This window comes from Anoxybacillus andreesenii (assembly GCF_030813005.1).
Taxonomy (GTDB): domain Bacteria; phylum Bacillota; class Bacilli; order Bacillales; family Cytobacillaceae; genus Robertmurraya; species Robertmurraya andreesenii.
In genome coordinates, this window is the sequence record NZ_JAUSTU010000008.1 from 111,311 (window position 1) to 125,795 (window position 14,485).

14 protein-coding genes are annotated in these 14,485 nt (G+C 39.4%); 4 read left to right on the top strand and 10 right to left on the bottom strand.

Annotation, left to right across the window (positions count from 1 at the left end; translation table 11 throughout):
• Window positions 1-91: 91 nt before the first annotated feature.
• Complete coding sequence (locus J2S07_RS10145; protein ID WP_307150277.1) at window positions 92-943, top strand: TetR/AcrR family transcriptional regulator; 852 nt, start codon at window positions 92-94, stop codon at window positions 941-943.
• Window positions 944-1,004: 61 nt separating this feature from the next.
• Here the strand turns inward: J2S07_RS10145 and J2S07_RS10150 are convergent, their stop codons facing one another.
• The 6 genes from J2S07_RS10150 to J2S07_RS10175 form a co-directional block, all read right to left on the bottom strand.
• Window positions 1,005-1,841, bottom strand: coding sequence for a MerR family transcriptional regulator (locus J2S07_RS10150; RefSeq protein ID WP_307150278.1), 837 nt, complete (start codon window positions 1,839-1,841; stop codon window positions 1,005-1,007).
• A 34-nt stretch (window positions 1,842-1,875) separates the two neighbouring features.
• Window positions 1,876-3,075: a multidrug efflux MFS transporter NorA gene (gene norA, locus J2S07_RS10155; RefSeq protein WP_307150279.1), complete on the bottom strand. Its 1,200-nt coding sequence runs from the start codon at window positions 3,073-3,075 to the stop codon at window positions 1,876-1,878.
• Between the two features lie 218 nt (window positions 3,076-3,293).
• The gene (locus tag J2S07_RS10160) at window positions 3,294-5,030 is read right to left on the bottom strand and encodes an ABC transporter ATP-binding protein (RefSeq protein ID WP_307150280.1); all 1,737 of its coding nucleotides are present in this window, start codon (window positions 5,028-5,030) and stop codon (window positions 3,294-3,296) included.
• Window positions 5,027-6,769 carry an ABC transporter ATP-binding protein gene (locus tag J2S07_RS10165; RefSeq protein ID WP_307150281.1) on the bottom strand — a complete coding sequence of 581 codons (1,743 nt, stop codon included), beginning with the start codon at window positions 6,767-6,769 and terminating at the stop codon, window positions 5,027-5,029. The genes J2S07_RS10160 and J2S07_RS10165 overlap by 4 nt, the downstream gene beginning before the upstream one ends.
• A gap of 441 nt (window positions 6,770-7,210) precedes the next feature.
• Window positions 7,211-8,332, bottom strand: coding sequence for a DUF4179 domain-containing protein (locus J2S07_RS10170; protein ID WP_307150282.1), 1,122 nt, complete (start codon window positions 8,330-8,332; stop codon window positions 7,211-7,213).
• Window positions 8,329-8,847 carry a sigma-70 family RNA polymerase sigma factor gene (locus J2S07_RS10175; RefSeq protein ID WP_307150283.1) on the bottom strand — a complete coding sequence of 173 codons (519 nt, stop codon included), beginning with the start codon at window positions 8,845-8,847 and terminating at the stop codon, window positions 8,329-8,331. The genes J2S07_RS10170 and J2S07_RS10175 overlap by 4 nt, the downstream gene beginning before the upstream one ends.
• A 274-nt stretch (window positions 8,848-9,121) precedes the next feature.
• Between J2S07_RS10175 and pabB the strand changes: the two genes are divergently transcribed.
• Window positions 9,122-10,873 carry an aminodeoxychorismate synthase component I gene (gene pabB / locus J2S07_RS10180; RefSeq protein ID WP_307150284.1) on the top strand — a complete coding sequence of 584 codons (1,752 nt, stop codon included), beginning with the start codon at window positions 9,122-9,124 and terminating at the stop codon, window positions 10,871-10,873.
• An 86-nt stretch (window positions 10,874-10,959) separates the two neighbouring features.
• Here the strand turns inward: pabB and J2S07_RS10185 are convergent, their stop codons facing one another.
• Genes J2S07_RS10185 through J2S07_RS10195 form a run of 3 tightly spaced genes read right to left on the bottom strand, consistent with a single transcriptional unit; the run spans window position 10,960 to window position 11,798 of the window.
• On the bottom strand, window positions 10,960-11,205 hold the full coding sequence (locus tag J2S07_RS10185; RefSeq protein WP_307150285.1) for a hypothetical protein: 246 nt from the start codon (window positions 11,203-11,205) through the stop codon (window positions 10,960-10,962).
• Window positions 11,206-11,222: 17 nt separating this feature from the next.
• Entirely contained in the window at window positions 11,223-11,450 is a 228-nt protein-coding gene (locus J2S07_RS10190; RefSeq protein ID WP_307150286.1) for a hypothetical protein, read from the bottom strand.
• Window positions 11,451-11,471: 21 nt separating this feature from the next.
• On the bottom strand, window positions 11,472-11,798 hold the full coding sequence (locus tag J2S07_RS10195) for an ArsR/SmtB family transcription factor (protein ID WP_307150287.1): 327 nt from the start codon (window positions 11,796-11,798) through the stop codon (window positions 11,472-11,474).
• A 191-nt stretch (window positions 11,799-11,989) separates the two neighbouring features.
• Between J2S07_RS10195 and J2S07_RS10200 the strand changes: the two genes are divergently transcribed.
• Together J2S07_RS10200 and J2S07_RS10205 are read left to right on the top strand one after the other, a co-directional pair.
• Window positions 11,990-12,319 carry a PadR family transcriptional regulator gene (locus J2S07_RS10200; RefSeq protein WP_307150288.1) on the top strand — a complete coding sequence of 110 codons (330 nt, stop codon included), beginning with the start codon at window positions 11,990-11,992 and terminating at the stop codon, window positions 12,317-12,319.
• A 1-nt stretch (window position 12,320) separates the two neighbouring features.
• Window positions 12,321-13,295: a permease prefix domain 1-containing protein gene (locus tag J2S07_RS10205; RefSeq protein ID WP_307150289.1), complete on the top strand. Its 975-nt coding sequence runs from the start codon at window positions 12,321-12,323 to the stop codon at window positions 13,293-13,295.
• Window positions 13,296-13,545: 250 nt separating this feature from the next.
• On the opposite strand, the gene J2S07_RS10210 is transcribed toward J2S07_RS10205, so the two are convergent.
• Window positions 13,546-14,307 (bottom strand): lipase-like domain-containing protein, encoded by a 762-nt coding sequence (locus J2S07_RS10210; RefSeq protein WP_307150290.1) that lies wholly within the window; start codon window positions 14,305-14,307, stop codon window positions 13,546-13,548.
• Window positions 14,308-14,485: the final 178 nt, after the last annotated feature.

The following is a 14,485-nucleotide window of genomic DNA, read 5'->3' on the forward strand; positions in this document are numbered from 1 at the left end:
CCTACCCTTAATTGACTTATGAAACTCATTTACTTATAATAATGACTAATTGGTCATTTGTCAATAAAATAACCTGGGAGCGAAATAATCAATGGTTAAAAGACAATTAATTATAGAAAAGGCCTTAGAGCTCTTTGCTAAGCAAGGTTTCGAAGCAACATCAGTGCAACAAATAACGGAGTATTGTGGGATATCTAAAGGGGCCTTTTATCTATCATTCAAATCCAAAGAAGAGCTTATTCTATCTTTAATCGAACATTCCATGAGTCAATTTATTTCTGAAATTGACTATGCAGTCAACAATATGCAAAATGATCGTCCTTTGTATTCATTTTTCTATAGAACTTTCATTGGCCTACTGAAGCATTCTAATATGGCCAAGCTCTTTATTAAAGATCAAGGTTATTCTTTTAGCGACGAGCTCTTTTTGAAGATTCGTTATTATGACAGCTTAACTGATAGGATCATTTTAGAAATGCTCGAGAAGCTATATGGGGAAGAGATAGAGGCGACAAAGTATGATTTGATGTATTGTATCAAAGGATTCATACAAACTTATTCTGGTATGTTCTTATTTAACGAAGCACCATTAGATGTCTCATTGTTATCGCAAACCCTTGTAGAAAAAACAGACATATTGGCGAAACATTCAACATTATCCTTTATTTCAAAGGATATGATGGAGGTCTATGAACATCCACAAATCGCAAAGGAGACCCTCCTTGAAATGCTGGAACAGAAAATAAATGAAATCGATGAACCGATTGAAAAGGAATCATTAGTCTTACTTAAGCAGCACCTTATAGAACCATCATTAAGCCCTGCCATTGTAAAAGGGTTAATCGAAAATATTCGAAATCACCCTCATTGTAAATGGCTTACTTACTTGCTTCGGAAAGAAATTTTGAATGATTGGCCAGACGGAACAGCTCCTTTGTCCTAGAGAAACAAGGCTCGAGCTTCTTTCCCAGGGACACGGACCACTCCCCGTGTCCTCATACCCTTTATTCTCTCAGCCTAATTTTTATTTCAACCGTATAATCCTCTTGTTCATTTGGAGAATAACTAGTCGGCATGAAAAGCTCATAGATATCTCCAGTTACTTTTAATTGATATTGATCTACATAGTTCAATAACTTTTTCAAATTTGAAAAATAGATGTCTGGTGAAAACGTAAAAATGATACCAACATATGTCCCTGCTGGTATTTTTGTAACTTCCATTTCATTTGAAAGAGTAATAATTCGTTTATCTGTCAACAAGGGTGTAAATAGATGTGTATATTTTATTTCATCCACAAGTTCATAACCTTGATAGGCGTAAATCCCACCATAACTGTTATCTATAATCCCCTCTTCCTCTTCTATAATTCTTTTTAACTTGCTGTATGACGCATTCAAAAGGTCAAGGGGGGATAAATTATTTGAGGTGGCTTGTAATATCAGCATCTCATCCTCTTCTAAGATAACAACCTCTCCAAACGCTGGATAATTTAGCTGTCTCCGCACTCGTTTTTTTACACGAGAAACATTCTGTTGAATTTCCTTTAGTCGCGAGAGCTTATTCTCAATGATTAGCTCTTGTTCATTTAGAAAGTCCATTAACTCTTCTGCTTTAAGAGCCTGGACCTTCATAATGTCTTCAAGCGAGGTTCCAATATATTTAAGTGACTTAATTAAGTCTAAATGATACAGCTGTGAATCATGATAATATCTATATTTCGTGGTAGGCTCTACATAAACAGGTTTAAATAAACCAATTTTGTCATAGTAGCGCAGAGTCTGAACAGAGACATTCGCAAGCTTAGCTACCTCTCCAATAGAATAATAAGTATCCTTCATCCATAACACGTCCCTTGAATGAGCAAAATTAAGATTAAGAACCTTCTCCCGATAGTTTCCCTTTTGTGGCAGGTTTTTCAATCATATGATTTGGGACTTTCCAAATAAGAGAAAGAACAATTCCAACCACTAAAAAGACGACAGCAATATAAAATGGATAGTTTAAATTGATATCAAACAATATGCCACCGACAATCGGGCCAAATACATTGCCGATACTTGTAAACATCGAGTTCATTCCCCCAACAAATCCCTGCTCATCCCCTGCGATTTTCGATAAATACGACGTGATCGCTGGCCTCAGCAAGTCAAATCCAACAAATATCACAAATGTCACGAGAAGAATGCTCCAATACGTGTGAACAATCGTCATCAAAAAGACAAGAACGGCTGAAAAAATAAGGCAGTAGCGCACTAGATTTATTTCGCCTAGAAGCAAGGTTAAGCGGTCAAAAATAAGTACCTGTGCAATTGCCCCAATAATCGCTCCGCCTGTAATGGCAATGGCAATATCCTTAGGTGTAAAGCTAAATTTATGGTCAACAAATAGGGAGAATAATGATTCAAAGGATGCGAGCCCAAAGGATAAGATTAAAATAATCATAAAAGCAATAAAATACATCGGGGCAAAAATTCGTTTCAAGCCCTGCTTTTGCTCGTTTGCTCCCTCGTTTTGATTCCGCTCTGGTTCCCTTAGAGTAAATTGCGATAAAATCGCCGCTACTAAGGCGAGGAAGGCAGCAGAGAAGAATGGAATTCGGGTACCGATTTCAGCTAGAAATCCACCGATTCCAGGGCCAATAATAAAACCAGTTGAAATGGCAGCCGACATATAACCCAATGCTTTAGGACGTGTCTCTACTGTCGTGATGTCAGCAATAAAAGCTGTGACGGCAGGCATAATGAATGCTGCACTAATTCCACCTAGAATTCTGGAAATAAAAAGAATCTCCACCGTTTTCCCTATTCCAAATAAGAATTCTGAGAAACTAAAGAAGAGCAACCCAATAATAATCATTTTTTTCCGACCAAATAAATCTGCCCACCTACCTGCAATCGGAGATAACAGCAATTGGGCGATAGCAAAGGCCGCAACCATATAACCGACTACAGCTCCCGTTATATTCAGTTCATTCATAATCGTCGGCATTACAGGTATAACAAGACCAATCCCTAAAAATGCAATAAATAAATTGATGAGTAAAATCGCCAAAGTTGTATTATAACTCTTCATGTCATTCTCCATCTCACTTTCCTTCAAACATTATAACCAATACTATAAACCCTATAGCTACTATAGAGTCAAGAAAAAAGGGACTGGAGGTTTGGTACCTTTGACCATTATTCATGAGCCAAACTTCACATTTTATACTAAGAGAAAGCGGGGTAGAGATTCCTACTCCGCTTTCTCTTTATTATGGAAATTAGACAAGGATGAAGTTACCCCTGTCCCTACACCTGCAGTGATTTAGCTTGCATTTGGTACATTTGCTCGTATATGCCACCTTGGGCGAGAAGTTCTTCGTGTGTACCTTGTTCTTTGATGATGCCACGCTCGAGAACGAGGATTCGGTCAGCATTTTTAATAGTAGATAGACGGTGAGCAATGATGAACGTGGTACGTCCCTTCTTCAATACGTCCATTGCATGCTGAATAATTTCCTCTGTCTCTGTGTCAATGTTAGAGGTGGCCTCATCCAAAATCAGGATTGCTGGGTCATATGCTAGTGCTCTTGCAAATGAGACAAGCTGTCTCTGACCTGAGGAGAGGGTGCTTCCCTTCTCAATAACGGGTTCATCCATCCCTTTTTCCAGATTCTTTAGGACGCGATCTGCACCAACAGCTTTTAGCGCTGCCTCAACCTTTTCCCTTGTGATGCTTGGATCATCCAGGCTGACGTTAGAGGCAATCGTCCCGGTGAACAAATACGGATCCTGGAGCACGATTCCCATATGCTGACGAATGGTTTGTCTAGGAACCGTGGTCACATCGATGCCATCAATATATATCTTTCCTTTAGACGGATCGTAGAAACGGAATAGCAAATTCATAATGGAGCTCTTTCCAGACCCTGTATGTCCGACAAGAGCTACGGTTTCACCGCGATTGGCTTTGAAGGAGAGATTTTTCAAGACGTAGTCATCATTTTTATAGGCAAAAGAGACATCTTCAAACACGACATGACCTGTGTATCTAGGCATCGTTTCCTCTGAAACAGGTTCCCCTTTTGTATCTAACACTTCAAAAATCCGATCCCCTGCTATCAGCGAACGTTCAAGTTGTGAAAACTGATTGACGACGTTCGTGATCGGATTAAACAATCTTGTCAAATAATCAACAAAGGCATATAACGTTCCGGCACTCACAATCTCAGCTGCATTGATTTGGCGCGTTCCAAAATAAATGATGAAAATGGAGAACATGATAAGCCTCAATGTGTTAACAAGGTTAAAAGATGTCGCTGAGTCTAAGAACAGCAGCTTTCTTTCATAGGCATAATGCTCTTCATTCATCTCATCAAATTCCTTTGTCATTTGCTCTTCACGACGAAAGGCTTGAATGATGCTCATTCCTTGAATCGATTCATTGATCATAGCATTAATATCGGCTATTTTCGTCCGAATGACTTGATTATACCCGGCAGCGTATTTTCGATATAATATCATCCATAAATAAATGATTGGTATCATAATAAGGGCAAGCATCGCCATCTTCCAATTCAAAATAAAGAGTGCCACATACACACCCGCAATGGAAATAAAGCTTGTTGCGAAGTTGGCTAACACCGTCACATACAAATTTCGAACCGCTTCCGTATCATTTGTTACCCGCGCGACGATTTTTCCTGCTGGAAGATTGTCAAAATACTGAATCGGCAAGGTCTGAATATGACCGAATACATCCTGACGCAGCTTTTGAACAACACGGTTGGCCCCAATTTGCAAAAAGATGTACATAAAATACCGTAATATGGCGGTCGCAACAGCTAATATAAAATAGAGACCGAGCAGCCAAGCGATTGGCTCTACTTCAATTTTTCCAATGGTCATATGTTCATCAATAATATATTTGGCGATAAACGGACCGGCTAGCTCACTAAAAACCGCTAAGGATAAGAAAAATAATCCTAAGAATATCGGTTTCTTAAAATACATCGCATATTTCATCAATCTTTGACTCGTACTCATGCTCCGCCTCCTTCCAGCTGTTGACGGTCAAATTGCTCTTTGTACCAGCCATTTTGCCTTAGAAGCTCTTCATGTGTTCCCTGTTCAACGATTTCCCCTTCATCCAGGACAATAATTTGATCCGCATGCTGAACACTGGAGAGACGATGGGTTGTAATAATCGTCGTCTTTCCTCTCCGCTCATTCTGGATGTTTTGAATAATCTTCGTCTCTGTTTTCGCATCAACGGCTGAAAGTGAGTCATCGAGAATGAGAATTTCTGGTTCCTTGATCAAAGCACGAGCAATCGACACCCGCTGCTTTTGTCCACCAGACAAAGACACTCCCTTTTCACCAACAAGGGTTTCGAGTCCCATCGGAAGGTTCTCTAAATCCTTTTCAAAATAGGCAAGACGAATCGCCTCCTGAAGTTCCTCTTCTGTGGCATCCTCTTTTCCAAAAAGAATATTCTCACGAATCGTCCGGGAAAAAAGCACATGATCTTGTGGTACATACCCGATCCAGTCTAATATTTGCTCCTTCGTCTGAGCAGCAATATCGATTCCATTAATGTTCAATTGTCCTTGTTCAAGTGGGTACTCACGCAGTAATTGTCTAAGGAAGGTGGTTTTCCCTGCCCCTGTTTTCCCGACAATTCCAAGCGTTTCCCCTTTACTTAGCCTTAAGGAGATATTTTGCAGATTTTTTATCTGGCTAGTAGGATATTGGAAGGCTAAATCATCAAATCCAATAATCCCTGGGGTCTTAACCTCAATAGGCTTTGTTGTGTTTTGAACGTCAGCCTTATAATTAAGGGTTTCCTGCACACGATCAAGTGATGCATTCCCTTGCTGCATGACGTTTATTAATTCACCAATGGCAAAAATCGGCCAAACAGCTAACCCTAAATAAACGTTAAAGGTAACAAGCTGACCAACCGTCAACTCCCCATTTGATACGAGAAATGCTCCGTATCCAAGGGCAACGACATAGCTGATCCCTGTTCCAATTTTTGTAATAGGGTTAAATAGGGCATTGATCTTAGCTGTTTGCATATTTTTTTCGTATACATCTTCAGCCATTTCCGCAAACTTCACTTCATCCTTTTTCTCCTGAACATAGGCACGAATAACGCGGACACCTGCTACCGACTCTAGTACATTATCATTCAATTCACCGAAAGCATCCTGTGCTTTCATGTATCGCTCATGGACGATTTTTCCCAAGTATTGAATGAGAATCGCCATTATTGGTACGGGAAGCATCGAGAAAAGTGTTAATTTCCACGAAATCATAAAGCCCATCGCAAAAATAATCGCACCCATATATAAGGTAGAATCGATGAGAGTCATAATTCCGAACCCAGCTGTGATCGAAACAGCATTCAAGTCATTTGTCGCACGCGCCATCAAGTCACCCGTACGATTTTTTTCGTAAAAGGTCGGTGTCATTTTTAAGAATTGCAGCATAAGCTTTCGACGCATAATCTTCTGGAGATTAATAGCCCCTTCAAAGAGGCGATATTGCCAAACAAAATTTAGCAGGTAACCAATGACAATAATGGCGATAAAAATCAACACATAATTTGTCAATACTGCTTTTGTCATTTCACCCGCCGTAATTACATCGATAACGGACCCTAGCAAATAGGGCGGAATCACTTCCAAAACACTTGCCATAATTAGCAAAACGATGGCTAATGTATATTGAATCCAATATTGTTTAAAAAACCAGCTTAATTTTCCTAATACATCAAACATGTATCAAACCCCCTTCGTGCTGTTTTGGTTAGGTACTGGCTACCCACTGTGTAGCAAATCCTTTTTGAAAATTAACGTTCTCTTTTTCCTTTTCATCATAATCCTCTACTCCTTTCTTTTTCACACCAACAATTCAAAAAAAACAACAAAAAAGATGTATACCCTAAAAAGAGCATACATCTCTGCAAAGGTATAGAAGGTCATCCATACCTCTAAATGTTAGAATTCTGCCATTAAACAAATAAAGGTATGGACCATGTTATGAAGTTGACGGTTTTGAATTTTGAATCATGACGTCTCATCGCCCATTCCTCCTTTGTTAAAAATTGTTTAGTGTTTCTAAAGATTACCACCGATTTCGGATAATTGTCAACTATCAAACAGATATTTTTTTCCAGTTACAACCCCATACCTATTTGGATATGGGGTTGTAACTAGAACTTACTTGGTTAAAGAAATTTTAATATCCTCACCTATCTCGAGGATGCAATCACTACGGTCTGGAACTGGTTCAAAAACCATAATAAATTCATCCTCCCCTGATGGTACATCTCCTTTGCTAAAGATAGGATTAATTGTCTTGCCTGCGGACTTCAGGAACACACCTGGTTTTCCAGGAACTACCGTATAGCCGGTTCCTTTCTCAAATTTCCTTGCGTTAAGGAAATGATGCTCTAGCTGACTCATCACTTCATATTTCTCTCCATTTTCATCTGTTAAGAGCTTTGTGTCGTCACCCACAACTACCACTCTTGTTTCTGTATCTGAAAAATCGACTTCCTTAATGAAGTAATTCATTTCTTTAAACACAAATTCCTTTTTCACTTCACTCGTTTCCCTGTCCGAGATAGCTGATTCTTCTAGGATGAAGGTTAATGGCCAAGTGGATTCCAAAACCCCTGTTTCCTGATCATGATAATAGGTTAAATTTTGAAGCTCTAACACAATTTCCTGACCTTTATGCTCCTTAATCGAGTCGAAGGATAAGGCTTCCGCTACTAGATTCTCTTCGGCGTCATAGTGTCTACTTCCCCAGCCTACATGTTTAAGATTCGTTTTTTGTCCATCTTCCCCAATCAGATACACAGTGCTTTTTCCTTCAAAATTATCGAAGTAGTAATGTTCAAGATTCGTTTTTTCACTTTGAAAGGTCAATAAAAGTTTTGTTTCCTTATCATCAGTCCATACGTTCTGGAAACGAACAGTAATATCATTCTTTTCATCATAGTAGGTTTGATTTAATGGTTGTCCTCTTCCCTCTTCCAAGGCCATTTTTAGACCCGTATCATCGATGTGCTTACTGGCAAATATTTTATCATACATCTCCTGAATGGCGGCTCGAACAGGTGTCAGAGTTAGGGATGAAAGTGCTAGGAAACATACCGCCGCTGGAATAAGAAGTCTTTTGTATTTACGCCCTTTCTTTTTCTTATTCCTATTTACGTCCCCCTGCTTTTCATAGGAATTCTGCTCTAACTTTGCAGCTTTGACTCCAAGCTTTACCCGTTCATGCAAATGATCTGGAATTCTTATTTTTTCAAGCTCCTCTTTTAAATTACTCACGAAAAATCAACCCCCTTTAACTGTTTACGTAGCTTGCCTAGTGCACGATATAAGACCGATTTTGCTGAACCTAAGGGAATGTCAAATGATTCAGCTATTTCTTTGAAGGAATACCCTTCATAGTACTTTAGTAGAACCATGCTTTTTTCCTCTTCATTTAATTCATTTAATAATTCCTGTAAAGTGATTGAGAGTGGAACATCTTCCTCGTTAATGGGGATCATTTCATTGAATTCTGGCTTTAGCTGAATGACCTTTTTATTTTTTCTTATTAGGTCGATTGAGCAAGTAATGGTAATTTTTATTAGCCATGTTTTGAAATACTGTGGACTTTTCAATGTATGGATGTTTTTGAATGATCGATACGCAACCTCCTGTACGACATCCAAAGCATCATTTTCGTTCTTGACATAAACAAAAGACATTCGATAAATATCTTTTTCATATTGCTGGAAAAGCTGTAGAAAAGCTATATCATCACCTTCCTGCGCCTTCTTTACTAACGTGACGTCCATCCTGCACCTCTCCGTTCTTTCTCTTACATTCTAAGCTCATTTCCAAGCAGCCTACATTTATTAGACAAACGACATCCCCTTTTGGCTTAAAAAAATTTAACAGGAATAGGAGGACATCGTCAATTCGTATTAATAAAGGGGGACAAGTATTAACACCATGGGTCCATCAACCGATGCTACGCTTTCTCCCCAAAATCCTGTTATACTCACAACTAGAGAGATCTTCTTCTGTTTATTCAGCCGACCAGTTGAAAAAAGTTAAGGGGAAATGGATATGATTCAAGAGAGACAAACAATGCTTCATTTTGAGTTTATTAATAAGGACGGCGACATGAACCCACTCTCATTTGTCGCACCAGAAGAAATTATCATAGCAAGAACAGTTGAAGAAGTTGTTCCTTGCCTGCAAAGGATCCAAAAGGCAGTGGAATCCGGGCTATACGCAGCTGGTTATCTCACCTATGAAGCAGCTCCCGCGTTTGATCAGACCTTCACCGTGAATCCAAATAACAAGATGCCATTATTGTGGTTTGGATTATTTCGCCATCCTAGCGAGTTGTCCAAGGATGAACAGACCAATTTCTTTACCGTTTCTAAATGGGATGCTGATGTCAGTCAGGATGAATACTACCGGAACATAGACAATATCAAACAATACATAAAAAACGGGGATACTTATCAAGTGAACTATACGATCCGCCTCCACTCTTTGTTAAAAGGGGATGACTTTAGTTTTTACAAGCAGCTTGCCAAGGGACAATCAGCGAATTACTGCGCCTACATTTCTACTGATGAATACAGTATCCTATCAGCATCACCCGAACTGTTCTTTCATTTAAAGGATCAGCTAATTACTACAAAGCCAATGAAGGGGACGATCCAAAGAGGAAAAACTCATGTCGAGGATTTAGCCAATTTCCAGTGGCTATCCGATTCAGTGAAAAATCGTTCCGAAAATCTAATGATTGTCGACCTTATTCGAAACGATCTGGGTCAAATTGCTGAAACAGGCACTGTAAAAGTGCCGCATCTTTTTTCCATCGAGAAATATCCTACCGTCTTTCAAATGACATCCACTGTTACTGCACAGCTTTCACCTAAGACTTCCATTGCTGACATCTTTGTAGCCCTTTTTCCATGCGGTTCGATAACGGGTGCTCCGAAAATTAGCACTATGAGAATCATCAATGAATTAGAGGATAGCCCTCGAGAGGTTTATTGCGGAGCCATCGGTTATATTACACCGGAGATGGAAGCGATATTTAATGTACCGATTCGAACAGTGGTTGTCGATAAATCTTCGGGGCAAGCGGTCTATGGTGTTGGCGGTGGCATAACATGGGATTCAACCGCTGAAGAAGAGTACAAAGAAGTTTTGACGAAGGCTATGCTATTGGAACGACTAGAGCCAAATTTTCAGCTGTTGGAGAGTCTATATTTAAAAAACGGACAATATTTTTTATTGAACGAGCATATCGAACGTTTGAAACATTCTGCTGAGTATTTTGGTTTTTCAATTGACATCGCTAATATGGGGTTAAAGTTGCAAGACTATGCAGCAAAGCATCGTAATAATGAGGAAAAAGTGAGAGTGCTCCTTACCGAAGAAGGTCATATATCTATTGAAGGGCAGCCGCTCGTTCCTACACCTGCTGTGGTTGATGCTGTCCTTGCAGATGCCCCTATTTCGAAGGAAAATATTTTTCTTTACCATAAAACGACTAATCGAAGGATTTACTCTGATAGGAAGGATAGGTTTCCGAATGTTTATGATGTGCTTTTATGGAATGAGGAAGGGGAACTGACGGAATTTACAACAGGAAATGTAGTGGTGGAAATCGAGGGAGAATACCTCACCCCTTTTGTAGAAAGTGGACTGCTCGCAGGGACCTTTCGCAAGCATCTGCTCGAGCAAAAGCAAATCCGTGAGGAAAAATTAAAGCTGGAAGATTTAAAGGCTTGTTCGGCTATTTGGCTTATTAATAGTGTGAGACAGTGGGTTCGAGTGAACCTGTTGATGGAGTAGGACGAGGCTATAACCTCGTCCTTTTTGTGTTTCGCAAATATATCACGATTTACGCAAATAAGATTAATGATTGCCTTTCTGAACCCCTAATCAATCTCATTTAATGTCTTTTCTATTCTTGTTAAGCGTTCGTTTAAGCTTTCAATCAATTTTAGCTGCTGCTCCTGAAGCAAGGAAGACTCCTTATCAAGGTTTAGACGCTCATCAGCTCGTTTTTCTGCCCGTCTTATGTATTTAACTCCAAAATATATAATAAGTACAATCAACACTAACGGCAATAACATAACCGCCAGGCCGAATAATTGAAAAATCATATCACCAAAGTTGAGCACAAGATTCCCTCCGAAAATTAATTGACTTCATTCAAGGTTTGTTCCACTTTTGCAAGGCGTTCGTCCACCGAGGTCAAAAGCGAAATTTGTTTTTGCTGCATGGAAAAACTTTTCCGATCTAACTCCAATCTCTCATCTGCCCTTTTGTTCATCCTGCTAATAACCCGAAGTCCATACAGAACGAGGCAAAGAATGAGAATAAATGGAGATAAACTTAGCAAAAACATGAAAGACGCTGCACCCATTTCCACTCATCTCCTTCCTTTCTAGCTTTTCTTCTCCGGCATGGTCAATGTCTTATTAGCCCCCATAATCAAATCCGCAGTTAGAGGAACATGAAAAGGAATCACCTCATAATACTTCATTGCCTTACCGCTTTCTGAAACCTCGTGCTGCCCGACGATCAAATTTGCCTGCTCCAGCTTTTGGAGATGAAGATAGAGAAGCGGGCGGCTAATGCCAAGTTCCCGCGCAAGCTGGCTGACATATTGCCTTTCCTCCTTCAAAATAGCAACGATCCTCAGGCGATAAGGATTCGATAAAGCCTCCAGAATTTTAAGTAACTCATCACCAGAAAAAATTTCCTCTTTCATATGTAATAAATTTATTACACATGAAAGATTATGTCAATATGTTTTTGTTTAATCCTCCCTCACGCTTAGGTAATTGAATCATTTTCCACTTATTACTTTACCTGTCGTAGTAATTATGATACGATAAAATTACTACGACAGGTAAGGTACGACAGATGTAGTAAAGTAGCCAATCGGAAAGGAGCTTAACTTTGATTAGCAGTGATATTATTCGTGGATATAACGACACCATCATTCTCTACCTGCTACTAGATCAAGAATCCTACGGATATGAAATTTCGAAAAAAATTAAAGATTTATCCGATGAAAAATACATTATTAAAGAAACCACTTTGTATTCTGCTTTTAATCGACTGCTGAAAAATGGTTTTATTGAGGCTTTTTTTAAAGATGAAACCTTCGGTAAAAGACGGACCTACTACAGAATCACTGAAGCAGGTCGCCATTACTACCAAGAAAAATGTAAAGAGTGGGAATTGACAAAGGAAGTTATTAATCGATTTATTAAGGAGGAGCAGTAACGTGAAAACCATTATGGATTACTTAAATAACATGTTCGCGTCTTTGCCGAAAACAAAGCAATTACAGGCGCTCAAGGATGAGCTATTAGCGAACATGGAGGATAAATATAACGAACTGAAACAAGAAGGAAAATCAGAAAATGAAGCCATTGGAATTGTCATTTCGGAATTTGGAAATATCGATGAGCTTCTAAAGGAGCTTGAAATCCCATTTGTGGAAGAAGAGAAATCCGCCTATCCAGAGATGACGGAGGATGAGGTGCATGCTTTTTTGGCGGATCATCATCGGGCAAGTAAATTGATTGGACTAGGGGTATTTCTATGTATTCTAGCTCCGGCGATGCTGCTTCTTATGACACAATTAGCAGCTGACGGGTTATTATTTGGCATCGCTGAAGAATTAGGCACTATATTGGGGCTCATTCCTTTATTAGTACTAATCGCAATAGCTGTTGGCTTATTCATTAATAGTGACATGATCATGAAAAAATATAAAAAAATTGAAGAAACAGGAAAGTTTCATCTCACATCCAATGTCAAAAGGTCTCTAGAAGCCAAACATCTTGCGTTTCAGCCTACTTTTATGAAATCGATCATTTTGGGAGTCGCACTTTGCATCCTATCACCAATCTCCCTTTTCATCACAATAGCTATCAATGAAGATGGTGCTGTATACGGGGTGGTTCTATTACTGCTCATCATTTCAATCGCTGTTAACCTATTTATCTATTACGGTCGAATCAAAGAAGGATATAAGAAGCTGCTAAAAATGGAGGAATACTCGGATCGCTCTAGAAAGGAAAACAAAGTAGTTGGTGCAGTAGCCGCCATTGTCTTCCCACTCGCTGTTTGTATTTTCCTTATCAGCGGATTAATGTTTCACCAATGGCATATCAATTGGATTGTGTTTCCCATAACAGCCCTATTATTCGGCATGTTCAGTGGCGCCTATTCCATCCTTAAAGAAAAAAATTGATCGGGGATTCTGTTCTCCTCGATCAATTTTTTTCTATTTCTACCATTTCCCTACAAGATCTAACACAATTTCGGCCATCCTGTTTTGCTTTTCCATCCTGACCAAATCTAGATCCTTCACAGTAGGAAGCTGGGAAATCGAATTAATATCCGCCATCTTTTCCTCAGACCAGTTATTAATAAAGGTTTGCTGAGGGCTAATCATGTTTAAAGGACGAGAAGTATCCCGTCCTAATCGTCCATTCCTCCGATCATTTACTATCCTTCGGTAACCCAAGCAGCTGATCGGCAATCTTATGATAGTACCCATAGATATTGCTATACCCTGGCGTATTCGCACCAAGAATACCAATGTAATCGATGTGATCCCACCCCTCCATCGTTGGAAGGGTATTCCACACACCCTTTTCTACCTCGCCATTATAAGGCTGGTTAGCTTGTCCCATTGGGTATTTTGCAGATACGACATTAACTAGCCCATCATTGGGAAACCAGGTTTTATCTATAACAGGCTCTTTACTCTTTCTAGTGTAGGAGCCCATTAGTTTACTAGAACCCATCATCAATGGATTCATCGTGATCATCGGATAATAGTAGCCAGTCAAAATTCCTCGATATGTGGCATTGCCCACATGGGAAAAATAATATACATTCGGGCTTGTCTTAACCCAGCTATTTAGTTCCTGCGCTCCGTACGTGGTTAAATCATGAGCACTTATATCATTACTTGTCCACACCGGGCTGCTCATAACTCTATTCATATAATTATTAAAGGTTTCCCTAGGGTGACCATTGTTATTAAGATTCCCTTCAATATCACGAAGTCCGCCCCAATATTTATAGCCTAGCATCTCGTTTTTCCCCCACCCAGTTAGTCCATGTACAAGGACAATTGGGTAATCATTTCCACTCGATTGCGAAGGAGAATTAGATTCAGCCATTGCGGAAACAGGTACTGCTAACAAACATAGTACAAGCAAGAAACTAACAACCACCCTACTAACTCGATTCAACCTCAAGACCCCCTTTATAGGAATAATTTGAATATTTTGAATTTATATCATAAACAATACCCAAATATTGTTAACTTGTCAATCGCTTACCTCTAGTAAAATAGCAGTGTTTTTACAAAAGAAATAACCCCTTCCTAATGGGGCTAGCTCTTCAATAATAGAATCATTCAAAACAAGA